Source organism: Alcanivorax sp. REN37, assembly GCF_041102775.1.
Taxonomy (GTDB): Bacteria; Pseudomonadota; Gammaproteobacteria; order Pseudomonadales; family Alcanivoracaceae; genus Isoalcanivorax; species Isoalcanivorax beigongshangi.
Genome location: NZ_JBGCUO010000003.1, coordinates 67,760 through 91,404, shown reverse-complemented (window position 1 = coordinate 91,404; position 23,645 = coordinate 67,760). Strand labels below are relative to the sequence as shown.

General features: G+C 62.9%; 18 protein-coding genes. 10 read left to right on the top strand and 8 right to left on the bottom strand.

Annotation, left to right across the window (positions count from 1 at the left end; translation table 11 throughout):
• Positions 1–23 precede the first annotated feature (23 nt).
• The 3 genes from nuoM (at position 24) to AB5I84_RS13375 (ending at position 3,631) form a co-directional block, all read left to right on the top strand.
• Positions 24–1,553: an NADH-quinone oxidoreductase subunit M gene (gene nuoM, locus AB5I84_RS13385; protein ID WP_369456422.1), complete on the top strand. Its 1,530-nt coding sequence runs from the start codon at positions 24–26 to the stop codon at positions 1,551–1,553.
• Between the two features lie 12 nt (positions 1,554–1,565).
• Positions 1,566–3,014: an NADH-quinone oxidoreductase subunit NuoN gene (gene nuoN, locus AB5I84_RS13380; RefSeq protein ID WP_369456421.1), complete on the top strand. Its 1,449-nt coding sequence runs from the start codon at positions 1,566–1,568 to the stop codon at positions 3,012–3,014.
• Between the two features lie 110 nt (positions 3,015–3,124).
• Entirely contained in the window at positions 3,125–3,631 is a 507-nt protein-coding gene (locus tag AB5I84_RS13375; protein ID WP_369456420.1) for a hypothetical protein, read from the top strand.
• A gap of 92 nt (positions 3,632–3,723) precedes the next feature.
• Here AB5I84_RS13375 and ggt read toward each other — a convergent pair whose 3' ends face one another.
• The 5 genes from ggt to AB5I84_RS13350 all read right to left on the bottom strand — a co-directional run bounded on the left by ggt (position 3,724) and on the right by AB5I84_RS13350 (position 11,326).
• Positions 3,724–5,382 carry a gamma-glutamyltransferase gene (ggt, locus tag AB5I84_RS13370; protein ID WP_369456419.1) on the bottom strand — a complete coding sequence of 553 codons (1,659 nt, stop codon included), beginning with the start codon at positions 5,380–5,382 and terminating at the stop codon, positions 3,724–3,726.
• A 35-nt stretch (positions 5,383–5,417) separates the two neighbouring features.
• On the bottom strand, positions 5,418–5,618 hold the full coding sequence (locus AB5I84_RS13365) for a hypothetical protein (RefSeq protein ID WP_369456418.1): 201 nt from the start codon (positions 5,616–5,618) through the stop codon (positions 5,418–5,420).
• A 15-nt stretch (positions 5,619–5,633) separates the two neighbouring features.
• Positions 5,634–7,241, bottom strand: coding sequence for an L-lactate permease (locus AB5I84_RS13360; RefSeq protein WP_369456460.1), 1,608 nt, complete (start codon positions 7,239–7,241; stop codon positions 5,634–5,636).
• 478 nt (positions 7,242–7,719) lie between these two features.
• The gene (uvrA, locus tag AB5I84_RS13355; RefSeq protein ID WP_369456417.1) at positions 7,720–10,536 is read right to left on the bottom strand and encodes an excinuclease ABC subunit UvrA; all 2,817 of its coding nucleotides are present in this window, start codon (positions 10,534–10,536) and stop codon (positions 7,720–7,722) included.
• A 139-nt stretch (positions 10,537–10,675) separates the two neighbouring features.
• Complete coding sequence (locus AB5I84_RS13350; protein WP_369456416.1) at positions 10,676–11,326, bottom strand: LuxR C-terminal-related transcriptional regulator; 651 nt, start codon at positions 11,324–11,326, stop codon at positions 10,676–10,678.
• Positions 11,327–11,616: 290 nt separating this feature from the next.
• On the opposite strand from AB5I84_RS13350, the gene AB5I84_RS13345 reads away from it, so the two are divergent.
• The 5 genes from AB5I84_RS13345 (at position 11,617) to gspD (ending at position 17,522) form a co-directional block, all read left to right on the top strand.
• On the top strand, positions 11,617–12,984 hold the full coding sequence (locus AB5I84_RS13345) for an MFS transporter (RefSeq protein ID WP_369456415.1): 1,368 nt from the start codon (positions 11,617–11,619) through the stop codon (positions 12,982–12,984).
• Positions 12,985–13,003: 19 nt separating this feature from the next.
• On the top strand, positions 13,004–13,663 hold the full coding sequence (ssb, locus tag AB5I84_RS13340) for a single-stranded DNA-binding protein (RefSeq protein ID WP_369456414.1): 660 nt from the start codon (positions 13,004–13,006) through the stop codon (positions 13,661–13,663).
• Between the two features lie 14 nt (positions 13,664–13,677).
• Positions 13,678–14,400 carry a hypothetical protein gene (locus tag AB5I84_RS13335; protein ID WP_369456413.1) on the top strand — a complete coding sequence of 241 codons (723 nt, stop codon included), beginning with the start codon at positions 13,678–13,680 and terminating at the stop codon, positions 14,398–14,400.
• Between the two features lie 171 nt (positions 14,401–14,571).
• Complete coding sequence (locus AB5I84_RS13330; protein ID WP_369456412.1) at positions 14,572–15,435, top strand: type II secretion system protein N; 864 nt, start codon at positions 14,572–14,574, stop codon at positions 15,433–15,435.
• A 17-nt stretch (positions 15,436–15,452) separates the two neighbouring features.
• Positions 15,453–17,522, top strand: a complete 2,070-nt coding sequence (gspD, locus tag AB5I84_RS13325; RefSeq protein WP_369456411.1) for a type II secretion system secretin GspD — start codon at positions 15,453–15,455, stop codon at positions 17,520–17,522.
• 65 nt (positions 17,523–17,587) lie between these two features.
• Here gspD and AB5I84_RS13320 read toward each other — a convergent pair whose 3' ends face one another.
• The 3 genes from AB5I84_RS13320 to AB5I84_RS13310 all read right to left on the bottom strand — a co-directional run bounded on the left by AB5I84_RS13320 (position 17,588) and on the right by AB5I84_RS13310 (position 22,284).
• Positions 17,588–18,616, bottom strand: a complete 1,029-nt coding sequence (locus AB5I84_RS13320; RefSeq protein ID WP_369456410.1) for a hypothetical protein — start codon at positions 18,614–18,616, stop codon at positions 17,588–17,590.
• Between the two features lie 14 nt (positions 18,617–18,630).
• Complete coding sequence (locus AB5I84_RS13315) at positions 18,631–20,139, bottom strand: adenylate/guanylate cyclase domain-containing protein (protein WP_369456409.1); 1,509 nt, start codon at positions 20,137–20,139, stop codon at positions 18,631–18,633.
• Positions 20,140–20,268: 129 nt separating this feature from the next.
• Entirely contained in the window at positions 20,269–22,284 is a 2,016-nt protein-coding gene (locus AB5I84_RS13310; RefSeq protein WP_369456408.1) for an SDR family oxidoreductase, read from the bottom strand.
• Between the two features lie 217 nt (positions 22,285–22,501).
• Between AB5I84_RS13310 and AB5I84_RS13305 the strand changes: the two genes are divergently transcribed.
• Complete coding sequence (locus AB5I84_RS13305; RefSeq protein ID WP_369456407.1) at positions 22,502–23,179, top strand: nitroreductase; 678 nt, start codon at positions 22,502–22,504, stop codon at positions 23,177–23,179.
• 86 nt (positions 23,180–23,265) lie between these two features.
• Entirely contained in the window at positions 23,266–23,625 is a 360-nt protein-coding gene (locus tag AB5I84_RS13300) for a putative quinol monooxygenase (protein WP_369456406.1), read from the top strand.
• Positions 23,626–23,645: the final 20 nt, after the last annotated feature.

Below are 23,645 nucleotides of genomic sequence, written 5' to 3'. Positions count from 1 at the left end.
CCTGTGAGAGGATCTGACGACTCATGATGTTGCCTTGGCTGATTCTGATTCCCTTCATCGCCGGCCTGCTGTGCTGGCAGATGGAGAAAGTAAATACCCTCGCTACCCGATGGGTGGCGCTGCTGTCGATGCTGTTGCTGCTGGGTCTGAGCCTGTACCTGTGGGCCACCGGTGACTACAGCTTGGCGCCGATGCCAGGGGCTGCGCCCCAGTTCGCCCAGGAATTCCACTGGGATTGGATCCCGCGCCTGGGTATCAGCGTGCACCTCGGGCTGGATGGCTTGTCGCTGCTGATGATTGCACTGACCGGTTTGCTCGGTGTGCTGTCGGTGGTGTGTTCCTGGAATGAAATCCAGCACCGCGTGGGCTTCTTCCACCTCAACCTGCTGTGGGTGATCGGTGGCGTGGCCGGCGTGTTCCTGGCGCTGGACCTGTTCCTGTTCTTCTTCTTCTGGGAAATGATGCTGGTGCCGATGTATTTCCTCATCGCACTGTGGGGCCACAAGAGCTCCGCCGGCAAATCCCGTATCACTGCGGCCACCAAGTTCTTCATTTACACCCAGGCCAGCGGCCTGATCATGCTGGTGGCGATCCTCGGGTTGGTGTTCGTGCACTATCAGAGCACCGGGGTGCTGACGTTCTTCTACGGCGACCTGCTGAACACGCCGATGTCGAGTGCCATGCAGTGGCTGCTGATGCTGGGCTTCTTCATCGCCTTCGCAGTGAAATTCCCGGTGGTGCCGCTGCACTCTTGGCTGCCGGATGCTCACGCCCAAGCGCCCACCGCCGGCTCGGTGGACTTGGCCGGTATCCTGCTCAAAACCGCGGCCTATGGTCTGCTGCGCTTCGGCATTCCGCTGTTCCCGGAAGCCTCGGCGGAGTTTGCGCCGGTGGCCATGGGACTGGGTGTGCTGGCCATCGTGTACGGTGCGCTGATCTCGTTCGCGCAGACCGACATCAAGCGTCTGATTGCCTATTCCAGCGTGTCGCACATGGGCTTCGTGCTGATCGCCTTGTACAGCGCCAGCTACACCGCACTGCAAGGGGCGGTGGTGCAGATGGTGGCCCACGGACTGTCGGCGTCGGCGCTGTTCATTCTCTGCGGCCAGCTCTACGAGCGTCTGAAAACCCGTGACATGCGCCAGATGGGCGGCCTGTGGGCACGGTTGCCGTTCCTGCCGGCGCTGAGCTTGTTCTTCGCAGCGGCTGCACTGGGGCTGCCCGGTACCGGTAACTTCATCGGCGAATTCCTGATCCTGATCGGTACCTTCGGCACCTGGCCGTGGGTGGCGGTGCTGGCGACCAGCGGTCTGGTGCTGGGCTCGGTCTACGCATTGATCATGATCCAGCGTGCCTACTTTGGCGCGCCGAAATCCGACCAGCCGCTGGCGGCACCGAGCCACCGCGAGCTGTACATGATCCTGGGTCTGGCGGCGCTGCTGGTGGGCGTTGGTCTGTACCCGCAACCGGTGCTCGACCTGTCCGAACCCGCCATGCGCGGTGTGCAGCAATGGCTGATGGAAGGCGTGGCGCAACTTGGCCGCGTACGGTAAGGGTGAGAAGCCATGAATCTGACGACTGAACATTTTATTGCACTGCTGCCATTGCTGATCACCGCCGGCACGTTGATGGCGGCGATGCTCGGCATCGCTTGGAAACGCTGCCACCGCATGACCTTCCTGATCACCGTGGTGGGGCTGAACTTGGCGCTGCTGTCGCTGTATCCGGTGCTGAAAGTGGCACCGCTGGAGGTCACCCCGCTGATGACGGTGGACCGGCTGGCGGTGATGATGATGGCGCTGGTGCTGGTGGCCGGCTTGGCCGTGGCCACGCTGGCGCGCGCCTACCTCGGTCACCAAGAAGGGGAAGGTTACCCGGCTAACCGGGAAGAAATGTACCTGCTGGTGCTGCTGTCGGTGGCTGGCGCATTGGTGCTGGTGAGCACGCGCCACTTGGCTGGCATGTTCATTGGCTTGGAACTGATGTCGATGCCGCTGTACGGCATGATCGGCTACGCCTTCTTCCAACGCCGTTCACTGGAAGCCGCGCTCAAGTACTTGGTGCTGTCCGGCGCCGGCAGCGCTGCGCTGCTGTTTGGCACCGCGTTGTTGTATGCCGAAGCCGGCAGCTTGGCGTTTTCCGACCTTGCGCTGCTTGATGGCGGCTCACACTTTGCCCAGTTGGCCCTCGGTCTGATGGTGGTCGGCTTCGCCTTCAAGCTGTCGCTGGCGCCATTCCATCTGTGGACCCCGGACGTATACGAAGGCGCGCCGGCGCCGGTGGCGACCTTCCTCGCCACGGTCGGCAAAGTGGCGGTGTTCACCGTCATGCTGCGTCTGTTCATGGAACTGCCGGTGGTGAACGAAGGCTGGCTGAAGCCGATGCTGATGGTGCTGGCGGGGCTGTCGATTTTGGTCGGCAACCTGTTGGCGCTGCAGCAAAGCAACATCAAGCGACTGCTCGGTTACTCCTCGGTGGCGCACTTCGGTTACCTGCTGCTGGTGGTGTTCCCGGGTAACGTCGAGTCGGTGGAAGCGGCGGTGGTGTACATGGCCACTTACCTGTTCACCAGCGTGGCGGTGTTCGGCGTGGTGACCTTAATGTCGAGCCCGTTCGGTGGCCGCGACAGCGATGCGCTGTACGAATACCGCGGTCTGTTCTGGCGCCGCCCTTGGCTTACCGCGGTGATGACGGTGGGCATGCTGTCGCTGGCGGGTATTCCGCTCACCGCCGGTTTCATTGGCAAGTTCTACCTGATCGCAGTGGGTGTTGGTGCTCAGCTGTGGTGGCTGATTGGGTTGCTGATCGTCGGCTCCGCCATTGGCCTGTACTACTACCTGCGAGTGATGACCACGCTGTTCCTGCTGGAAGGCCGCATGATTCGTCGCCAACCGCCGCTCAATTGGGAACAGCAGGCTGGCGGCATCATGCTGCTGCTGGCCGCCGCCCTGGTGATTGTGCTCGGGGTCTATCCGCAGCCGCTGCTGGTGCTGGCACAGGCCGCGTCGCTGTAATCGCTGTGGCTGCCTCCACTCACCGGCGCCGTAAGGCGCCGGTGTTGTTTCCGGCGTCTGAAAACTGACGACGCCATCGCTCCAGTATTTTTGTTGAAGGCCTACTGCCCATGGTTGCTGATCGTCACGGTGCCACGGCTACCGCATTGTGGGTGTCGCTGCTGTGCAGTGCTGCCGCTGGCACGCTCGGCGTCATTGTGTTGCATCACTGGGTGGGCCATGACGGCTTGGCACCTTGGGAGTTTATTGCGGTGTTGGCGCAAGTGATGCTGTATGCGTGGATGGGCATCTGGCTCAGCGTCCGTCACCGCCTAGCCTATTGGCGCTTCATGCTGTTGGTGGCCGCCGAAACCGGTTTGGCGCTGCTGCGACAGCAGGGGCTACCGCCTTGTGCGATCACGGTGCTGCAAGGGCTGCTGTTGACGGCGCTGTGCATCTGGCTGAACCGCACCGGCGATGTGGGGCTGGCGTTGTGGCTGGGCCTGGCGAGCCAACTGTTGCTGTTGCGGGGCGCGGTGTTCAGTACCGAGCAATGCACCGCGGCGGCCTACCTGGCCGGCAGCAGTGCGGTGGCGGTGGGGCTGGCGGTCGGGTTACGCCGTCCGACGCCGAGCTGAGCGAGGAACGTGGCAGCGGCCAATAAAAAAGGCACCTGCGGTAAGCAGGTGCCTGAGTGATGCAGCGGCGGGCGGTCAGCCCGCCACCGGGGTCAGTAACCCAGTGCCAGACCGTCGCCGCGCGGGTCGGCACCGCCTTCATACTGGCCGTCCGCGTGGATGCGGATCGCTTGGGCATGGCCCAAGGTGCCGTCCCAGCCGGCCGCCATTTTCACCGGATGGCCACGCAGCCGCAGTTCGCGAATCACTTCCTCTGGAATGCGTGACTCCAGCATCAGGTCGCGCGATACCGTGCCCCAGGTGCGGCCCATCAGCCAGCGCGGTGCTTCAATCGCCTGCTGCACGTTGAAACCGAAGTCGAGGATACGGGTCAGCATTGCCGCCTGAGTTTGCGGCTGGCCTTCGCCGCCCATGGTGCCGTAGGCCAGCACCGGTTTGCCGTCTTTCAGCAGCATCGCCGGAATGATGGTGTGGAAAGTGCGTTTGCCCGGCTCCAGCGTGTTCGGGTGGGCCGCATCCAGCGCGAAGAACGAGCCCCTATTTTGCATGATGACGCCGGTGTTGCCGGCGATCACTGCCGCGCCGAAGTCGTGGTAGATCGACTGGATGTTGGACACCGTCAGGCCGTCGCTGTCCACCGCGCAGAAGTACACCGTATCGCCGTCGGGGATCTGGCGGCGGGCGTCGTCACCGAAGCGAATGCCCGGTTCGATGCGGCCATCGGCCAGCGCCTGCTCCGGCTGGATCAGCTTCAGCCGTTCACGGGCGTAATCTGCTGACAGCAGCGTGTCGAGCGGAATGTCCACGTGGGCCGGGTCGGTCAGCCACTCGTCACGGTCAGCGAACGAGACTTTGATGGCCTCCACTAGATGGTGGTAATAGTCGGCGCTGTTTGGGCCCCAACTTTTCACATCCGACTGCTCCAGCAGATTCAGGATCTGGATCGCGGCAAAGCCCTGGGTGGACGGCGGCAGCTGGTAAACCTGGTGACCGCGGTAGGAACCGGAAATCGGCTCCACCCACTGGGCTTTGAACGAAGCAAAGTCCTCATAGCGCAGCGGCGAGCCCATGGCTTCCAGGGCGCGGCCCATTTCTTTGGCGATGGGGCCTTCATAGAAACCATCACGAGCGCCGTGCTCGGCCAAATACTCGAAGGTATCAGCCAGCTCTTTCTGTACCAGCAAGGTGCCTTCACGCTGAGGTTTGCCGCTGGGCAGGAAGATGCGCGCCATGTCGGCGTTGGCATTGAGAATCGCCTCGTCGGTCACTAGCCAATCGGCCAGTGAACGGGTGATCGCCATGCCGTTGCGGGCGTAGTCGATGGCATCGGCAAACAGCTCTTTCCATGCCAGCTTGCCGTAACGCTCGTGGGCCAGTCGCCAGCCGTCCACCACGCCGGGCGTGGTCAGGGCGGCCAGTGCGCCGCGCATGGGAATCTGCTCGGTGTGGCCCAACTCACGGTAGTAGTCACGGGTCGCCAGCGCTGCCGCTGGACCACTGGCATCGATAGCTTCCACGTTATGGGCGGCACCGCCGGCAATCAGCAGGAAGGCGTCACCGCCGAGGCCCGCCATGTGCGGGTAGACCACACACAAGGTGGCGCTGATGGCGATGGCGGCGTCCACCGCGCTACCGCCCCGGCGCAGGATGTCCTGGCCGGTGGCAGAAGCCAAGTAATGCGGCGTGCTGACCATGCCGCGCGAAGCGATGACCGCGGGGCGGCCGGTTCTGGGGCCATTGGCACTGATCATTTGTCGATTCCTTTTCCAGTCACACTGCCTGTTCTTCAAACGCTGCGCTTGGGCGGAAATAAAAGGCGCTGAACAGGGGGAATTGCTGCTGCGATGTTGATCGCAATCACGCCCAGCAATGAGTAGAAGCGTTCATCGTTCACCGCGCCGTGGCTTACCAGTGGCAGCGAGATCATGAACAACACGAGCGAGACACTCAGATACGAGAGTCTGTTTTGTAGAATGCGCTTAATCACAAGACGTCTCCGGTCTCAGAAATACAGGGAAAACAGCACCGTCATCACGCCGGTGAGGACGAAGGCTGCCAGCGTCCACGGCAGCGTTTTACGCAAGATCGCGCCTTCCTGGCCGTTGATGTTGGCGGTACTGGCGCCCATCACCACGTTGGCGGGGGCGATGGCGTTGCCGATCGCACCGCCGGCACTCTGGGCGGCCAGAATGGTGGTCGGCGGCAGGCCTTTGGCTTTAGCCAGCTCCACCTGCAACTCCGAGAAAATGACCTGTGATGAGGTGCTGCTGGAAGTCATGAAGGCGCCCAACAAGCCGATGCCGTTGGCGAGGAACGCGAACACGTAGGTCGGCGCAATGGCGGCGACACCCAGCGCCAACATGGCGTTCTGACCGGAGTGTTTCATCACCGAGGCCAGCACCAGGAAGGCGACGATCGGCACCGAGGCTGGCACCGCCGAGGCCACCAGCCCCTGCAAAATGCCGGCCGGCTGCTTGCCACTGCGGGCGGTCCACTGGCGGAAGAAGTCCTTGCGCCGGAACAGAACCCACGTTACCAGCGCGGTCACGGTGATGGTGGCGCCTGGATGGTTGAGGAAATGCAGCGGTGCGTACAGCTCTGCTGCCGCCAAACCGCCGCCGGCAGCAGACTGCAGCGCCGGGAACAGGAAACCGAATGACGGCCCGTGCAGGAATGCACGCAGGGGATCAATCAGCGAGGTGGCCAGTGCCAACACCGTCAACAGGGCGTAGGGGAAGAACGCCATGCCCATGCCCATCGGTGCGGCCGTCGACTGCGCTTCCACATGCGCGTCGCCGAGCATGGCGGGGCGGTCGGTGATGCTCAGATCCGGCTCGCGGTACCGGCGCCAGCGTGACAGCGGGTACAGCGCCAACATCGCGAGGGCGGCCGGCAGGAAGGCGGCCAGAATCGGGTCGATGTAGACCACCAGGAACTGGCCGATGGCGTGGATGCTGGCAATGATCAATACCAGTGGCAGACCGGCTTTCACCGCCGCCCAGCGACCATACATGTAGGCCACGGTGAAGCCGCCGAAAAATGCCTGGATGCTGATCAGCGCGGCCGCTTGCAGGCCCATAGACAGCTCGCTGGCGGGGTCGAAATCCACTACCGCCAACGTTGCCAGCCAGCCAACACCAAGGGTGCCGAAGAACTTGGCCCAGATGTGGGCAATGATCGGAATCGCCACGGCGTAGATCGGCTTCATGCCGAAGGCCACCAGCAGTGGCGCCACCACCGCGATCGGGGTGCCGAAACCGTCGATGCCTTGCAGGAACGAGGTGAACACCCAGCCCAGCGCGACCACCACGAACAGCTCGTTACGGGACAGCTTGGCAATGCCTTGGCGCAACGCGTCATAGCCGCCGGACTGATTCATCACCTGGTACAGCAACAGCGCCGGCCACACCACGTAGAGAATTGGCAGCGCATCCCAAACGCCCTTAGCACCGGACACTGACAGCGCGCGCAGACTCATGTCAAAAACGAAAATGGCCACTCCGACCGAGATGAAGATCCCAGTGGCTCCCGCCTGCTGGGCGGTCCAGTTCATTTGGACCATTAAAATAAGTAGGGCAATGATAGGAAGCGCTGAAAAAATCCAGCTCATCAGGTCTAGCTCTAAAGACACGCAGCCTCCCGGTTGGGCACACATGATTGATGGGGCTCGCCCATGGTGCCATCGACCGTGAAAACGGTGTTGATATGGGTCAATGCAGGTTTACGCCAAAAATGTCCTCGCTGTTTTTTGTTCTTTTTATATCAGTAGGTTGTTTGGCAATGTGTGGGGCTAACTGCCGGAATAGTGGGCCATGCTCGGTGCTTTTTTTTTGCGTGAAGGAAAGCCAATACGGGCCGGTGTTTCGCATCTCAAAAAATTATTTTTTGCGGTCATTGCTGGGCGCCAAACGAGAGGGCGGCTGCTTTTGTTTGGTTTTGGGGATTGCAGTGAGCGAGCGTGGTTAACATTCGGCAGCAATCGGCGGCTCACGCAGGAAAAGTGGCGGGGGGATTGGAGCGGTAGAGGGAAAAATGCACGACTAGGCCGCCCCAGCATCGACAGTGTCAGATTCTGGGGCGGCAGGTTGTTACAGCAGCGGTTTTAGGAAACGCGCGGTATGACTGCCGGCCACTTCGGCCACTTGTTCCGGCGTGCCCTCGGCAATGATCTGCCCGCCGCCATCACCGCCTTCCGGCCCTAGATCAACGATCCAGTCGGCGGTCTTGATGACATCCAAGTTGTGTTCGATCACCAAAATACTGTTGCCCTGGTCGCGCAGCCTGAACAACACGCCAAGCAGCTGCTGGATGTCGTGGAAGTGCAGCCCGGTGGTGGGCTCATCGAGGATGTACAGCGTGCGGCCGGTGTCGCGCTTGGACAGCTCTTTGGCCAGCTTGACCCGCTGTGCTTCGCCACCGGACAGCGTAGTGGCGGCCTGGCCGAGAGTAATGTAACTCAAGCCCACATCGATCAGCGTCTGCAGCTTGCGCGCCAGCGCCGGTACCGCATCGAAGAACTCGCGCGCCACTTCCACGGTCATGTCGAGCACATCGTGGATGCTTTTACCCTTGTAGAGGATCTCCAAGGTCTCGCGGTTATAGCGTTTGCCGGCGCACACTTCGCAGGGCACATAGATGTCCGGTAGGAAGTGCATTTCCACCTTGATCACGCCGTCGCCTTGGCAGGCCTCACAACGGCCGCCGCGCACGTTGAAACTGAAACGCCCCGGCTTGTAACCGCGTGCGCGCGCTTCTTGAGTGCCGGCGAACAATTCGCGGATCGGTGTAAACAGGCCGGTGTAGGTGGCCGGGTTGGAGCGCGGTGTGCGGCCAATCGGCGACTGGTCAATGTCGATCACCTTGTCGAAATGATCGAGCCCGTCGAGCTGGTCGTAACTGGCGGGTTTAAGGCTGGTGGCACCGTTCAGGCGTGTTGCCGCCAGCGGATAGAGCGTGCTGTTGATCAGCGTCGATTTGCCGGAACCGGAAACCCCGGTGACGCAAGTAAACAGCCCCACCGGCACCCGCAGGGTAGCGTCTTTGAGGTTGTTGCCGCGCGCACCGGACAGCGTCAACCACTGCTCCCCGGGTTGGTGGCGCTGCGCCGGCACGGCAATTGCCTTGCGCCCGGACAGGTAATCGCCGGTGATCGACGCCGGGTTAGCCGCTACTTCTTCGGCGGTGCCCTGGGCCACCACTTGGCCGCCGTGCACGCCGGCGCCAGGGCCGATGTCGACCAGGTAATCAGCGCTACGGATAGCGTCCTCGTCGTGCTCCACCACGATCACGGTGTTGCCCAGGTCGCGCAGGCGTACCAGCGTGTTCAGCAGGCGTTCATTGTCGCGTTGGTGCAGGCCGATGGATGGTTCATCGAGCACATACATTACCCCCACCAAGCCAGCGCCGATCTGGGAGGCGAGGCGGATGCGCTGTGCTTCGCCGCCGGACAGCGTGTCGGCGTTGCGCGCCAGCGACAGGTAATCGAGGCCGACGTTGACCAGAAACTGCAACCGTTCGCGGATTTCCTTGAGGATCTTGGCGGCGATTTCGCCACGATGGCCGGCCAGCGCCAACTGACCGAAATAGGCTGCCGCACGACCCACCGGCAGGCTTACCAGGTCTGGCAGGGAACGGTTATCAATGAACACATGGCGCGCGGATTCGCGTAGCCGCGATCCATCGCAGGCCGGGCAAGCCGATGTGCTAAGGAAACCCGCTAGGTCTTCACGGACCGACTCAGACTCGGTTTCACGATAGCGCCGTTCCATATTCGGCAGGATGCCTTCGAAAGGATGTTTGCGGGCCACCACATCGCCGCGATCGTTGAGGTAGCGGAACTCCACTTCTTCGCGACCGGTGCCCTGCAGGATTTTCTTGCGCACCGCGGCTGGCAGCTCGCTGAACGGGGTATCCAGGTCAAAGCCGAAATGGCTGGCAAGAGCACCCAGCATCTGGAAGTAGTACACGTGGCGGCGGTCCCAGCCACGGATGGCGCCCTGCGACAGCGATAGCGAGTCATCGGTCACCACCTTGTCGGCATCGAAGAACTGCTGCACGCCGAGGCCGTCGCAGGTGGGGCAAGCACCGGCCGGGTTGTTGAACGAGAACAGCCGTGGCTCCAGCTCCGGAATGCTGTAACCACAATGGGGGCAGGCGAAGCGCGCGGAGAACACCAGCTCCTCGCCATCACCTTCCATCGGTGCCACCAGGGCGATGCCGTCGGCCAGCTCGAGTGCGGTTTCGAACGATTCCGCCAGTCGGTTTTGTAGGTCAGCGCGTACCTTAAAGCGGTCGATCACCACTTCAATGCTGTGCTTCTTTTTCTTGTCCAGCGCCGGTACATCATCCAGGTCAATCACCAGACCATTGACGCGGGCACGGACGAAACCCTGCGCTCGCAGCTGGTCGAGCAGGTGCAAGTGCTCACCTTTCTTGTCACGCACCACCGGCGCCAGCAGCATCAGCTTGCTGCCCTCCGGCAGCGCCAGCACCTGATCCACCATCTGACTGACGGTTTGCGCGGTCAGCGGCACCTGGTGCTCGGGGCAGCGCGGCTCACCGGCGCGGGCAAACAGCAGCCGCAGGTAATCGTAGATCTCGGTGATGGTGCCAACGGTGGAGCGCGGGTTATGGCTGGTGGATTTCTGCTCGATCGAAATCGCCGGCGACAGACCCTCGATATGGTCCACATCCGGTTTTTCCATCATCGACAAGAACTGCCGCGCGTAGGTCGACAGCGACTCCACATAGCGCCGCTGGCCTTCCGCGTACAGAGTGTCGAACGCCAACGACGACTTGCCCGAGCCGGATAGCCCGGTGATCACCACCAGCTTGTCGCGAGGCAGATCGAGGTCAATGTTCTTGAGGTTATGGGTGCGTGCGCCGCGAACCAGGATGGTGTCCATGGGAAACAGTACTACTGGCCAAAATGACAGCAGAGTATAGGCCCATTGTCAGAGCACCGCTATTGGACTGGTACGAGATCGGTATGGCGGAGAGTAAAAAGATGGCAAGGCCACGGGACAGTGCCCGTGGCCGTCGCGCTCAGAGGTTCTCTTGCGCCCAGTTCACCGCCTGCAGGCGGTTGGAGGCGTTGATCTTCTTAAAGATGTTGTAAATGTGGGTCTTGATGGTGTGCGGGCTCAGGTTCAGCGTCTCGGCGATATCCGAGTTCTTGGCGCCGGTGGCCATCACTTTCAACACTTCCACTTCCCGTTCGGTGAGCGCCACTTCGCTGCGCGAGAAGGTCTTGTTGAATGCGCGGCTGCGCATCAAGTATTGCTGCAGCACTTTGCGCGGCAGCCACAGCTCACCCTCGAACATGGCGCGGATGCCGCGCAGCAGCAGGTCCTGCGGGCAGTCATGCAAGAAGCCGCCGTTGACCATCGGCAGCCCGGCCAGCCGCGACAGCGAGCCTTCGTCATCGACGTTGAACACGGCGATAAACAGATCGGCGTCCACGGTGGGGTCAATGCTCAGCAAGTGGCTGATGGTGTCGTTAATGTCGACGGTGTTGTAGTCCACCAGCACCAGCGCCTGCTCGGCCTGGGCCAGATGGGCCGGCGTCAGATCCTGGATATTGCGGATGCTAATCGCGTGCACGTCCTGCTTGCTCAGGAACTCTGTCAGCAGGGAATTCTGCAGCTGCTGCCCGCCTGTAACGTATACCTGGTGACCATTACTGTTGGAATTCATCGGTCGATCCCTGTGTAAAAGCCATGCCCTGGGGCCTCGTCAGTCACTACGCCAAGGTGCAGCGCTACCGGGGTAGATAAGGAACGAACCGTGCGAGGTCGGGGAGCGGTCGTGCCGGAGCGCCGGAGCTTGAATCGCCTGAAGGGCGCCTGGGCGAGCTACGAAGAAAAACTGACGCGCACAATCTAGCACCAGTTCTGCCGGGGTTCAATTTGCTTGGTCACCGGCGCGATACCTTTCCTGCTACACTGCGCCCCTTTCCGCCGGCGCTTTTTCGACCCAGAGAATCCATGCCCGATACTGCTTCCCGCACCGCACTGGCCCGCAATGAGCGGCGCGTCACCGGCATCCTGGCCGCCATCTTCGGTCTGCGTATGTTCGGGCTGTTTATGATCCTGCCAGTGTTCACCGTGCTCGGTGCTGAGCTGGACGGCGCTACCCCGTTGTTGATGGGCGTAGCGATCGGTGCTTATGGCCTGCTGCAGGCATTGTTCCAGGTGCCGTTCGGCATGTTGTCCGACCGCTACGGACGCCGAGTACTGATGGTGGTGGGGCTGTTGGTGTTTGCCGCCGGCGGTGTGATCGCAGCCAGTGCCGACAGTATCTATGGCGTCATTGCCGGGCGTGCCGTGCAGGGCGCCGGCGCGGTGGCAGCGGTGATCATGGCGCTGCTGGCGGATGTGGTCTCAGAGCAACAGCGTACTCGCGCAATGGCCATTGTCGGTATGACGGTGGGCAGTGCATTCATAGTGGCGCTCATCATCGGCCCGGCGCTGGCCGCCTGGCTCGGTCTGTCGGGCCTATTTTGGCTGGCGACCGGGCTGGCGCTGGTGGGCTTATTGATGACGTTGTTGTGGTTGCCGGAGCCGCAACTGCGTAGCCGCGAAGCCCAGCTGCCGTGGCGGACGCGGGTGGCGGGCGTAGTGCGCGATCCGCTATTGGCGCGCATGAATCTCGGCATTTTCATCTTGCATGCAGTGCTAATGGCCACCTTTGTGACGGTGCCGGGTTTACTGCAGCAGCAATTGCCATTGGCGCAGCACAGCGTGCTCTACCTAGTGGTGTTCATTGCCAGCCTGCTGGTGATGGTGCCGCTGATGATTCGTGGTGAACGGCGTGGGCTACGCGGCGCCAAGCTGGTGGCGATCGTGCTGCTGCTGGCAGCGCAGTTGCTACTGGCGCTCGGGCATAAACAGCTGTGGCTGCTGACGGTGGCGCTGTGGCTATTCTTTGCTGGCTTCAATTTGCTGGAAGCCCTGCTGCCATCGCTGGTCGGGCGGGTGGCTCCGGTTGGCACCCGCGGCACGGCCATGGGGCTGTATTCCACCTTGCAGTTTTTGGGGGTGTTTGCTGGCGCCGCGTTGGGCGGTTGGCTGTTGCAATACCAAGGTGCCGGCGCGGTATTCTGGGCCGCTGCGATGCTGTTAGTACCGTGGCTGCTGGCGGCATTGACCATGCCACCGCTGCGACGGCTGGAAAGCCGCTCACTGCCATTGCCGCCAGCGGCTGCGCTGGCTGGCTGGAGCGAACGGGTGCTGGCGGTGCCCGGGGTGCTGGAAGCAGTGGTGTTCGCCGAGTCCGGGGTGGCGATGATCAAGATTGACCCGGCAGAAATTGACGAGGCCGCGCTCGACGCTGCGGCCGCACAACTGAACTGACCCGATGGAGTAAGTAGCGATGGCACGTGGCATCAACAAAGTGATCCTGATCGGTAACCTGGGCCAGGACCCGGAAACCCGCTTCATGCCCAGCGGGGGTGCTGTCACCAACGTGAGCTTGGCCACCAGTGAAAGCTGGAAGGACAAGAATAGCGGGCAGATGCAGGAGCGTACCGAATGGCACCGGGTGGTGTTCTTCAATCGCTTGGCCGAGATCGCCGGTGAGTACCTGAAGAAAGGCAGCAAGGTGTACATCGAAGGCTCACTGCGCACCCGCAAGTGGCAGGGGCAAGATGGCCAAGACCGCTACACCACCGAGATCGTTGCCAGCGAAATGCAGATGCTGGACGGCCGCGGTGACGGCGGTGGCGGCTTTGGCGGCCAGGGCGGCGGTCAGAACCAAGGCGGTTATGGCGGCGCTGATGCCGGCGGCTTCGGTGGCAACCAAGGTGGTGGCTTTGGCGGCAATCAGGGTGGCGGTTTCGGCGGCAACCCAGGTGGCGCTCAGCAGGGCGGTGGTTTCGGTGGCAACCAAGGCGGCGGCTTCGGCGGCGGTCAGGGCCAAGCCAATCAGAACCGTGGTGGCCAACAGCAGTCTGGTCAGCAGCAGGGTGGCAACGGCAACCGTGGCGGTTTCTCTGCACCGGTGGATGACTTCGACGACGATATCCCGTTCTGAGCGGAGAGATGACCATGCCCCGCGCACGGATCCTGATCCTGGTGTTTGTGGTGTCGCTGCTGGTGTTCGGTCTGTGGCGGTTGCCGGCGGCGCCGGTTTTAGCACAGCTCGACGGCGTGCAGATCGATGGCCAACCACTGCAGCTCGAGCGGGTTCAAGGCCGCATCTGGGACGGCAAGGCGCAGTGGGCTTGGGCGGATCAGCAGGGTCACTTCGGGTGGGCGCTGGCTTGGCGCGGGTTGCGGCCTGGCGCCAACCTGGTGCTGACTAGCGCTGCCGGCAGCCTGCGTGGTTGGGCGACTGGCACGCCGAGCCGAGTGACACTGGAAGAGGTGCGCGTTGACGTGGCGCTGGCGCCATTGTCGCGCGGCCTTGGAGTGGGCCAGGCTGAAGGCGAGGTGCTCGGTCTGCTGTCACGGGTGAGTTGGCAGCGCTCGGGTCTGTTGCAGGTGGACGGGGTCCTCCATTACGGTGGTGGCTCGGTGCGTTGGCAGGGGGGAGGCGCCGAAGCGCCGCCGCTGGAAGCTCGGTTGTTCAACGAAGGCGAGGTGGCGCGTATGGTTACCACCGCCCCGGATGGTGCCACCGTCGCCGATGCCCAAGTTAAGGATGGCTTGGCACAGGTGCGGGTTTACCGCGTCTGGCCCCGTTTGCTGGGGGTCAGCCAAGGCGGCAGCGATGAGGATGTGGTATTCGAAGTCAGCCAACCTCTGGTACCGTCTGGCGGGCAGTCTTGAGCCGCCGATGAACTTGCTAGGCGGTTCAGGCTCATAGCAGTGCAGGGAAGCGGCGCAGGGAGCGCGCAGGTTGCGTTTTTTTGTCCCCAGCCGTCACGACATTGGAACATCTGGCAATAATAATGAGCATCCAGGCCAGAACCTGGGTGAAGCAGGCAGTCGGGACAGTGCATGATCCTTAATCTTCAACCTCCCCACATTGAACGCTTGGCGGCGTTGGCACGCGTGCTGCTGGCCGTGCTGCTCACGGTCTGGTTGGCGTCGGTGCTGGTGAACACGTTCTGGCTGGCATTCTCCGGGCCACAGGACGTGCCGGATGCCGACCCGTCCCAGCGCCGGCTGCAAGCAGTAGCGCAACGCGATCTGGGTTCGCTGGCGCTGACCCAGGTAGAAGCTTGGCGCTTCTTCGGCGTGCCCCCGGAAGCCCCGGAGCAACGCGTGGTGGACGCCCCCGATACCAGCCTGCGGCTAGAGTTGGTGGGCCTGTTCATGCATTCCGATCCGGCGCGCGCCAGCGCCATCATTGCTGAGCAGGGCCGCGACGCGATGCTGTATCGGCCCGGCGACAAAATCCCCGGCAACGCTGAACTCAACGAAGTGCTGGGCGACCGCGTGATCCTGCGCCGCCAGGGGCGGCTGGAAGCGCTGCGGCTGAAAGAGCTGACGCTCGGCGCCGGTGTGGTGGCGGGTCGCACCCCGTCACGGGCGCCGGACCCTGCCCCACCGGCCACGGCGGAAAACACCGTGCCGGATGGTGACCCGGCTCAGCAACGCGCCATGATCATCGAACAACTGGGCCTTGAGCCGGTCACTGAAGGGGCGGCGGAAGGGTACCGCATCCAGCCCAGTGCTTCGGCGTCGGTGCTGGCCAGCGTCGGCCTGCGCCCTGGCGACCAGATTCTCACCGTTAACGGGCATGCCCTGGGTGAAGAGCAGGGGGACTTGAATGCCATGCAGGACGCCATGGCAGCCGGGTCCGCTTCCATCGAAGTGCAGCGCGGCTCACGGCGCTTCACCGTCAACTATCCGCCCTGAGCTGAAGGCGAAGACCCATGAAAGTCATCCATACCAGTTTGGCCGTTCTTTGCTGTGCAGCCGGTGCGCTGACACTGGCACTGCCGGTGCAGGCGCAGAATCCGGCAACGCCGGTGGTCAGTGACAATGCGGAAAAAACCTGGACGGTGAACATCCGCAACGCTGACATTCAGGCATTTGTCGGCCAGGTGGCCGACATGACCGGCAAGAATTTTGTCGTTGACCCGCGCGTGCGGGCCCGCGATGTGACGGTGATTTCGCGCCAGCAGCTGACCTCGTCCGAGGTCTATGAGCTGTTCCTAGCGGTGCTACAGGTGCACGGTTACGCGGCGGTGCCGTCCGGTGAGATCATCAAGATCGTGCCGAACACCACCGCTAAACAGGGCAGCCTGCCGTTAAACCAAGACGCCAATATCAGCGGTGAGGAGCTGATCACGCGAGTGATCAGCATCGACAACTCGCCGGCGGAAGAGCTGGTGCCGGTACTGCGACCGCTGGTGCCGCAGTACGGCCATTTGGCGGCGGTGAGTTCCGCCAACGCGCTGATCATCAGCGATCACGCCGACAACATTCGTCGCATGGAAGCCATCATTTCCCACCTCGATGGTTCCGAAGCTGAAGAAATCCAGATCATCCCGCTGCGTAACGCCTGGGTGGGTGACGTGGTGAAGCTGATTGAAACGCTGACGCCGCAGCAGGCGCCGGCGCAGGGTGCCGCCGCCCGCCGAGGTGCGCCGCGCGAAGGCCGCATTAGCGTGATTGCTGATGAACGCACGAACCGCCTGATCATCAAGGGTGACAGCGTGATGCGCCGCCGGGTGGCGGAACTGGTGCGTGATTTGGATGTGCCGCCGTCGCGCACCGGCTCGGCGCAGGTACTGCGGCTGAACTACGCCGACGCCGAAGCGCTGGCAGAATTGCTCAACAACTTTGCCGACGCCACCGTGAAGGCGGAGGGCAGCGACAAGGCCACGGCCAACCCCAACTCCAATGTGTCGATCCAGGCTGACACTTCGCTCAACGCGCTGGTGATCCGGGCTGAGCCGGCGATGATGGACGATCTGGCCAGTGTAGTGCGCCAGCTCGACGTGCGCCGCGCGCAGGTGCTGATCGAAGCGGCAATTGTGGAAGTGTCCGGCAACAAAGGCCTAGACCTGGCGGTGCAGTGGGCAGTGGGTGGTTCCAACTCGATGGTGGGCGGCTCCAACTTCAATGATGCTGGCCTGTCGCTCAACGATATTCTCGGTTATGCGGTGTCGGGAAGTGTTACCACCACGCTGCCCAGTGGCGCGGTGATTGGCGGCGGTGAAACCGATTCTAAGGGCAACCTGCGTTGGGGCGGGCTGCTGACGGCACTGGCTACCAGCAGTAATGTGAACCTGCTGTCCACGCCCAGCATCCTGACGCTGGACAACCAAGAAGCGACCTTCATCGTCGGCCAGAACGTGCCGTTTGTGACCGGCACCAGCACCAACACCGGCTCTGGTATCAACAACCCGTTCCAGACCATCCAGCGGGAAGACGTGGGTATCACCCTGACGGTAACGCCGACGCTGGCGGGTGATGGCACCGTGAAGTTGCAGTTGGAGCAAGAAGCGTCGTCAGTGCAGGCGTCGGTGGATGGCGTGAACTCGGTCGACTTGATCACCAACAAGCGCTCAATCAAGACCACAGTGTTGGCGGATGACGGCCAGACCATCGTGCTGGGCGGTTTGATTCAGGACGACGTACGCCGGGTGACCAGCAAGGTGCCGTTGCTAGGCGATATCCCACTGCTGGGCGCGCTGTTCCGTTCCACCAGCGACAAAGTGGAAAAGCGCAACCTGATTGTGTTCCTGCGCCCCACCATTTTGCAGGACAGTGGCCGCTTGGTGGCGCTCACCCGCGAGCGCTACATGGGCATCACCGCACTGCAATTCAGTGTGAACCGGCGTGGCGAGTTGGAGCGGGTGGTCAGCCAGCCACTGCCGAAGGATGTGGAAACGCTGTTTACCGGTCGCACCGATGTGCCAGCGGAGCTGCGCGAGTATCTGGAGCGCGGCCGATCGCTGGAAGCCGTGCCGCTGGCGGATCGTGCCTCACGCTGACGTGCGTTTGCGTTTGACCCATGAAAAAGCCCGCTTAATGCGGGCTTTTTCATGGGCAGAGTCTGTCAACGCTGGTTGCGCAACTCCTGTAAGGAGTCGAGCACTTGGCGGGTGCGCGTCAAACGGTTCTGCAGCCCCTCGTGCTCCGCGTTGAGCGGCTGGATGCCGAGCCAGATGTGGTAGGCGCGTTGGTATTCGCCGCGGGCATAGAGCGCATCACCAGTGGCTAGATCGCGGTCGAAGCGGGTTTGTCCAAGCATGCGCAGGGTGTCGGCTTCGGCGCTCAGCAGTTCGCCAGCGTTGGCGTCGCGGATAAATTGCTTGGCCGCGACCCAGTCGGCCACGTCTTGGCTGTTCTGGAAGCGGGCAATGCGTGAGCGGGCTTGCTCCACCAAGGCCTGGCCGCGCTGGCGCTGACTGGATTGCTGCGCCTGCTGTAACCGCTGGCGGGCCTGCTCCAGCAAGGGGTGGCGCTCCAGGCTGTGATCGAGCCGGGCAGCGGCTTGCAGTGCATTGCGCGCGGCCAACCACTGGCCCAGTCCAGCAAACTCATCGCCCAGTGCCAGCAGTCGTTCGACCACATAAGTTTGACGCGCGAGCAGGGCCGCCACTTCCGAGCGAGTGGTGGGGTCGGAGGCCAGCGCCAGTTCGCGCAGTCGGCTGTCCTGCTGGGCAAACCACTCCGCTTCGGCGATGTAAACGCGGCTGCGCACCGGATCGAGCCGTTCCCGCTCCTGTTGCGCCAACCGTGCGCGCTCGGCTTTCAGACGGTTGCTGCTTGGCCACTGCTGCAGCGCTTGGTCGAGGCTGTCGAGCGCTTGGTGCCAGTTATTGAGCGCTGCGGCGTCCGCGGCGGCCTGCAGCGCGTTCCGCTCCAGCTGTGAGATGCGTTGTTCGACGCTGGCGTCGCGTTCCAGCCACAGCGCGCTCTGGTCGCGACGGCGGCTGGCCAGGTCGTGGGCTTGCACCAGGTCGCCGCTGGCTTCGGCGCGCTCGAACGCGCGTGTGGCGCGGCCGTCGGCGGTGAGCACCTGGCAGCCGGCCGCGGACAGCATGGCCGCCATGGCCAGTGCAGACAGGGTGATACGCCGCATTGAAACTCCTTGGTTTACACGCTGCGCAAGGGGGGCCGCTGCGCCGGTGGCGGAGGGCCCTGCTCGAGAAAGAATTGGGTGATGCGCTGGGTCATCTGGTTTTCGCTGCTGCCGTGCACACCGTCCACACGGTGGGTGACCACCGCCGTGCTCTTGCCGCGCACTGGCACCGAGCCGGCAAGGCTGCAGCGGGTGCGCGAGGCAACATTGGTGTCCTGCACCAGGGCATCCGGCACGATGATCTCGCCGGCTTCGGCCATGCTGCACAGGCGCGAGGCGAGATTTACCGCATCGCCGACCACGGTGTACTGCATGCGTTCCTGAGAGCCGAGGTTGCCGGCCAACATCGGGCCACAGTTGAGGCCAATACGGAAGCGCGCCGTGACCAGTCCTCGCTTCTGGCGTTCGACGTTGATCAAGGTGATCAGCCGCTGAATCATCACCGCGCAGCACAGTGCATGGTACTGGTGCTCCTCGTCGGCTTCCGGCACCCCGAACACCAGCATGGCGCAGTCGCCCATGTACTTGTCGATGGTGCCCTTGTAGAAATCTGCTGCGCAGCTGATGGCATTGAAATAACAGTTGAGCATTTCCGCCACCGCTTCCGGTGCCAAGCGTTCCGATAGCCGGGTGAAGCCGGCGATGTCGGCAAACAGCGCCGTGGCCACCACCTCGCGGCCGCCGAGCTGGACCTCGCCGAGATCCGCCATCATCTGCGCCGCTACCCGGGGGCTGACGAAGCGTGATAACACTCGCTCCACTTGGCTTTTTTCCAGCAGCCCGCGCGCCATGCTGTTGTAGGCAGAAATCAGTTGGCCGATTTCATCGTTGCTCTGATTGTGCAGGTGCACATCGAGCTTGCCGGCGCGCATGGCGGAGGTGGCCGCCACTAATGCCCGCAGTGGTTTGACGATGCGCCAGCTGAGCAGCACCGACATCAGCACCGTGATCAAACCCATCAGCGCGGTGGCCATCACCATCGCCCGCCGCGCATCGCGTTGGGCCGCCACGATGCCGGCGCGCGACAGCGACACCGCTGCATAACCGGCCACATGGCCCTCCACAGAGATGGTGGCGAAATAGGTGGTCAGCGGGGTGTCGTTGTAGTGCCACTGCAGCGCGTCGCCGTGCTGGGCGGGGTTGATGTCGGTGGGCAGCAGCCCGACCCGCTCTTTGAGTTTGAAGTGGCGGTCGTACAGCGCTGCGCCGAGCGTGTCGCCGCTGCTGTTGAGGTTGTTGAGTAACACCTTGAGGGTGAAATCATCCGCCGCCAGCAGAGGTTCTTTAACGCCGTAGGCGAGCTGGGTGGCGATCACCTGCCCGTAGCGCTGGCTCTGATTGAGCATGTCGTTGAGCTGGTTGTTCAGCAGCCAGGTGCCGAGCACCCCCATGCCGCCGAGCAGCAGTGCCGAGAACACCAACGCCATCTTCCACGCCACCGGCAGATAGTCTGGCAGCCAGGCACGGGCGCGGGTGCCGAGACGGCGCCAGAGACTGGGACGGCGGTGGCCGGACTGACTCACGTATGGAGGTCCTCGATGCTGCGGCAAACGGCGTCGCAGTGGTCAGCAGCGCCGGTGAAAGGGTGGGGCGATGGTGGCAGGGGCTCCACCCTGCCGCAAGTGCGGCAGGGTGGGTCGGTCACCGCCAGGTTACCAGTGGATGCCCTTGAACAGCCGCGAGAACGCGCGTTGCTCACGGCGGCGGCGCTCCGGTGAAGGGGCTTGCTCGCCCAACGCGGCGGCCGAGTCGGAGAACAACTTGTAGCCAGTGTTCATGATGGTTTCGGTAATACGCGGCGTCAGGAAGTGCGCCACCGAGCCGAGGATGCCCAGCTGCGTGGCCACCCGCTTCGGTTGCTTCACCACCGCTTCGCAGATCATGTCCGCGGCCTGCGACGGACTGATGGTGGGCACATGGTTGTAGATCTTGGTCGGCGCGATCATTGGCGTGCGCACCAGCGGCATGTTGATGGTGGTGAAGCGGATGCCCTGGTGGGCCAGCTCTGAGGCCGCGCAGCGACTGAATGCATCCAGTGCCGCTTTCGACGCCACGTAGGCGGAGAAGCGCGGGGCGTTGGTGAGCACGCCGATCGAGGAAATGTTGATCACATGGCCGCCTTCGCGCTCCAGCATGCTTGGCAGTAGCGCCATGATCAGCCGCAGCGCGCCAAAGTAGTTGAGCTGCATGGTGCGCTCGAAGTCATGGAAGCGGTCGACACTATTGGCCACCGAGCGGCGGATTGAGCGGCCCGCGTTGTTGACCAGCACATCGACTCCGCCATGTTCCGCCAGCACCTGTGCCGCCAGCCGGTCGCAGGCCTCCATGTCGGTGACATCGCAGCTGTAAGCGTGGGCGGTACCACCCAGCTTTTTGATCTCGTCCAGGGTTTCACTGAGCTTGTCGGCACTGCGCGCTACCACCAGCACGCGCGCGCCGGCGCGCGCCAGTTTCAGGGCGCTGGCCTTGCCGATGCCGGAGGTGGCGCCGGTGATCAGCACCACTTTGCCGGCCACTTTCTGCTCCAGTGATGGCCACACTCGGTGCGGGTCCTCACGCTCGTCGCGCTCCGGGTCGAGGTGGTTGCTCCAGTAGTCCCACAGCAGCTGCGCGTAGCTCTCCAGTTCTGGCACTTGGATGTCGGAATCGGCCAGCGCGTCGCGGGTGCGCTGGTTGCTGTAGGTGGTGGGGAAGTTCATGAACTTCATCACCGCTTCCGGCATGTCGAGCCGTTCCAGCACTTGGCTGAGCATGAACTTGCTGGGGGTAATGCGGCCAAGGCCGGCACCGACCTTGCCCAGCATCGGCACGTGGTCGATCGCCGTGGCATCCACCCGCAGCGCGAATTTCGGCGCATCGGCCACCGCTGCGATCAGGTTCATCAGTTCACCGAGCCGGTAGTGGCGGCTGTCGGTGAGGTGGAAGCACTGACCATCACGGTCCGGTTGGTGGGCAATGTGATCCACCGCATCGGCGACGAAGTCCACCGGCACCAAGTTGTAGTAACCGCCTTCCAAGCCGATCAGCGGCACCCAGGGCGGCAGCCAGTCGTGCAGGCGCTGGATAATCTTGAACAGGAAGTAGGGTCCGTCGACCTTATCCATTTCGCCGGTGCTGGAGTCACCGACCACCATCGATGGCCGATAGATGCGCCACGGCACGTCGGTCTGTTCGCGCACCAGTCGTTCAGAATCGTGCTTGGTGCGGAAGTAGGGATCATCCAGCTCGCCGGCCTCGCCAAACATGTCCTCGCCGAATTCGCCGCGGTAGAGACCGCCGGCAGCGATCGAACTCATGTGATGGAAACAGCCGGCTTGCAGAGTGGCGGCCAGCCGCAGGGCCTCGCGGGTGCCCTCGACGTTGGCCTGTTGCTGCTGTTCCGAGCCGGCCGCCAGATCGTAGATCGCCGCCAAGTGGAACACGTGGTCCACATGGCCGGTGAGATCGGTGAGATCGCGGCGGCTGACACCGAGCAGCTTGCGGTTGAGGTCGCCGGAGATGCTCACCAGCTGGTCGGCATCGACCCCTAAACGCCGGCGCAGAGCATCAATTTTGTAATCGGAGCCGGGGCGGACCACTGCAAAGACCCGGGCGCCGGGGCGGCGCAGCAGGCGAGCGATCAGAAAACGGCCAATGAAACCGGTGGCACCGGTGACCAAATAGTTCATGGATTCCTTTCTCCGCTTTATGTTGTGTCAGTGCCGCCGGCACGGTGAGCGCGGGACCAGGGCCGGCATGCAGGGTCATTGCGAGCGCCTGCAGTGGCCACTATAACGCCGGCGGAGCACCTTGGTCCCGTTTGCGTGGTCGAGTTGGTGACTGATTGGTTCTATAGTGTCCGCCGCGATGCAATCCCCTTATCACCATCTGCCCTGAGGAGTTTCCATGACCGCAGCAGACATGAGTCTGGAACAGGCCATCCTGAACCGCCGTTCCGTGCGCGGCTACCGTGCTGACCCGGTGCCGGCCGATACCCTGGACGCCATCTTCCGCTTGGCCCAGCAGGCGCCCAGCAACTGCAACATTCAGCCGTGGAAAGTGTATGTCGCCTCCGGCGCCACCCGTGACGCACTGCGCGAGCGCATGGTGGAGAAGGCGTCCCAAGGCGTCATGATCAACCCGGATTTCGATCATCTGCCCAACTTCGAAGGGGTTTATCGCCAGCGCCAAGTGGATTGTGCGGTGGAGCTGTACGGCAACATGGGCATTGATCGCGGTGACAAGATCGGTCGCGCCAAAGCGGCGCTGCGCAACTTTGAACTGTTCGACGCCCCGCATGTGGCGTTCATCGGCATGGAACGCCATTTCGGCGTCACCGTGGCGCTGGACGTGGGCATGTATATCCAGACGCTGATGCTGGCGATGACGGCCTACGGCGTCGGCTCCTGCGCGCAGGGGGCACTGCGTTACTACCCGGATCAGGTGCGTGAAGAGTTCGGCCTGCCGGACAGCGAAGCGATCCTGTGCGGCATCAGTTTCGGCTTTGAAGACCAGCAGGTGGCGGCCAACCGCACCCGCGTTGGCCGTGAGCCGCTGAGCGCCAACGTCACCTTCAAAGGTTGAGTGGCCGCCGGTGCCCGCCGCCGCGGGCGCCGGCCGGTTGTGCTATACTTGCGCGCTTCAAACCGCTGTCAGGGTATGAAACGCTGATGATCATTGTGAAAGGCGAGTTCCCCATCAAAGCCCAGTGCCGCGAGCAGGCCGTGGCGCTGGTGCGTGCGCTGGCCGACGCAGCGCGGGCTGAGGACGGATGCCTGTCCTACGAGGTCTACCTGCCGATCGACCACGCTGACGTGATTGTGGTGTGGCAGCAGTGGCGCTCGGTAACGGCGCTGGAGACGCACTTCGAGTCCGATCACTTGGACGCCTTCTTGGATGCCATCCCGGATCTGATTGCCGGCGATGTCACCTCGGTGCGTTTCGATGTCCGCGACATTGACGGTGATATCGATGACAACGAGGTGCCCTGCTCCCCGGTCATGTTCGGCGATGAGGTGACCTTGCACTGACCCAGTTGGGCACAGTGATC

What these genes read in the sequence shown, in the direction of transcription:
- AB5I84_RS13350 (WP_369456416.1), bottom strand. Translation starts at nt 11,326, where the DNA reads ATGAATTCCAACAGTAATGGTCACCAGGTATACGTTACAGGCGGGCAG.
- gspD (WP_369456411.1), top strand. Translation starts at nt 15,453, where the DNA reads ATGAAAGTCATCCATACCAGTTTGGCCGTTCTTTGCTGTGCAGCCGGT.
- AB5I84_RS13330 (WP_369456412.1), top strand. Translation starts at nt 14,572, where the DNA reads ATGATCCTTAATCTTCAACCTCCCCACATTGAACGCTTGGCGGCGTTG.
- AB5I84_RS13310 (WP_369456408.1), bottom strand. Translation starts at nt 22,284, where the DNA reads ATGAACTATTTGGTCACCGGTGCCACCGGTTTCATTGGCCGTTTTCTG.
- nuoM (WP_369456422.1), top strand. Translation starts at nt 24, where the DNA reads ATGATGTTGCCTTGGCTGATTCTGATTCCCTTCATCGCCGGCCTGCTG.
- ssb (WP_369456414.1), top strand. Translation starts at nt 13,004, where the DNA reads ATGGCACGTGGCATCAACAAAGTGATCCTGATCGGTAACCTGGGCCAG.
- AB5I84_RS13345 (WP_369456415.1), top strand. Translation starts at nt 11,617, where the DNA reads ATGCCCGATACTGCTTCCCGCACCGCACTGGCCCGCAATGAGCGGCGC.
- ggt (WP_369456419.1), bottom strand. Translation starts at nt 5,382, where the DNA reads ATGATCAGTGCCAATGGCCCCAGAACCGGCCGCCCCGCGGTCATCGCT.
- AB5I84_RS13335 (WP_369456413.1), top strand. Translation starts at nt 13,678, where the DNA reads ATGCCCCGCGCACGGATCCTGATCCTGGTGTTTGTGGTGTCGCTGCTG.
- AB5I84_RS13305 (WP_369456407.1), top strand. Translation starts at nt 22,502, where the DNA reads ATGACCGCAGCAGACATGAGTCTGGAACAGGCCATCCTGAACCGCCGT.
- nuoN (WP_369456421.1), top strand. Translation starts at nt 1,566, where the DNA reads ATGAATCTGACGACTGAACATTTTATTGCACTGCTGCCATTGCTGATC.
- AB5I84_RS13300 (WP_369456406.1), top strand. Translation starts at nt 23,266, where the DNA reads ATGATCATTGTGAAAGGCGAGTTCCCCATCAAAGCCCAGTGCCGCGAG.
- AB5I84_RS13320 (WP_369456410.1), bottom strand. Translation starts at nt 18,616, where the DNA reads ATGCGGCGTATCACCCTGTCTGCACTGGCCATGGCGGCCATGCTGTCC.
- AB5I84_RS13360 (WP_369456460.1), bottom strand. Translation starts at nt 7,241, where the DNA reads ATGAGCTGGATTTTTTCAGCGCTTCCTATCATTGCCCTACTTATTTTA.
- AB5I84_RS13375 (WP_369456420.1), top strand. Translation starts at nt 3,125, where the DNA reads ATGGTTGCTGATCGTCACGGTGCCACGGCTACCGCATTGTGGGTGTCG.
- uvrA (WP_369456417.1), bottom strand. Translation starts at nt 10,536, where the DNA reads ATGGACACCATCCTGGTTCGCGGCGCACGCACCCATAACCTCAAGAAC.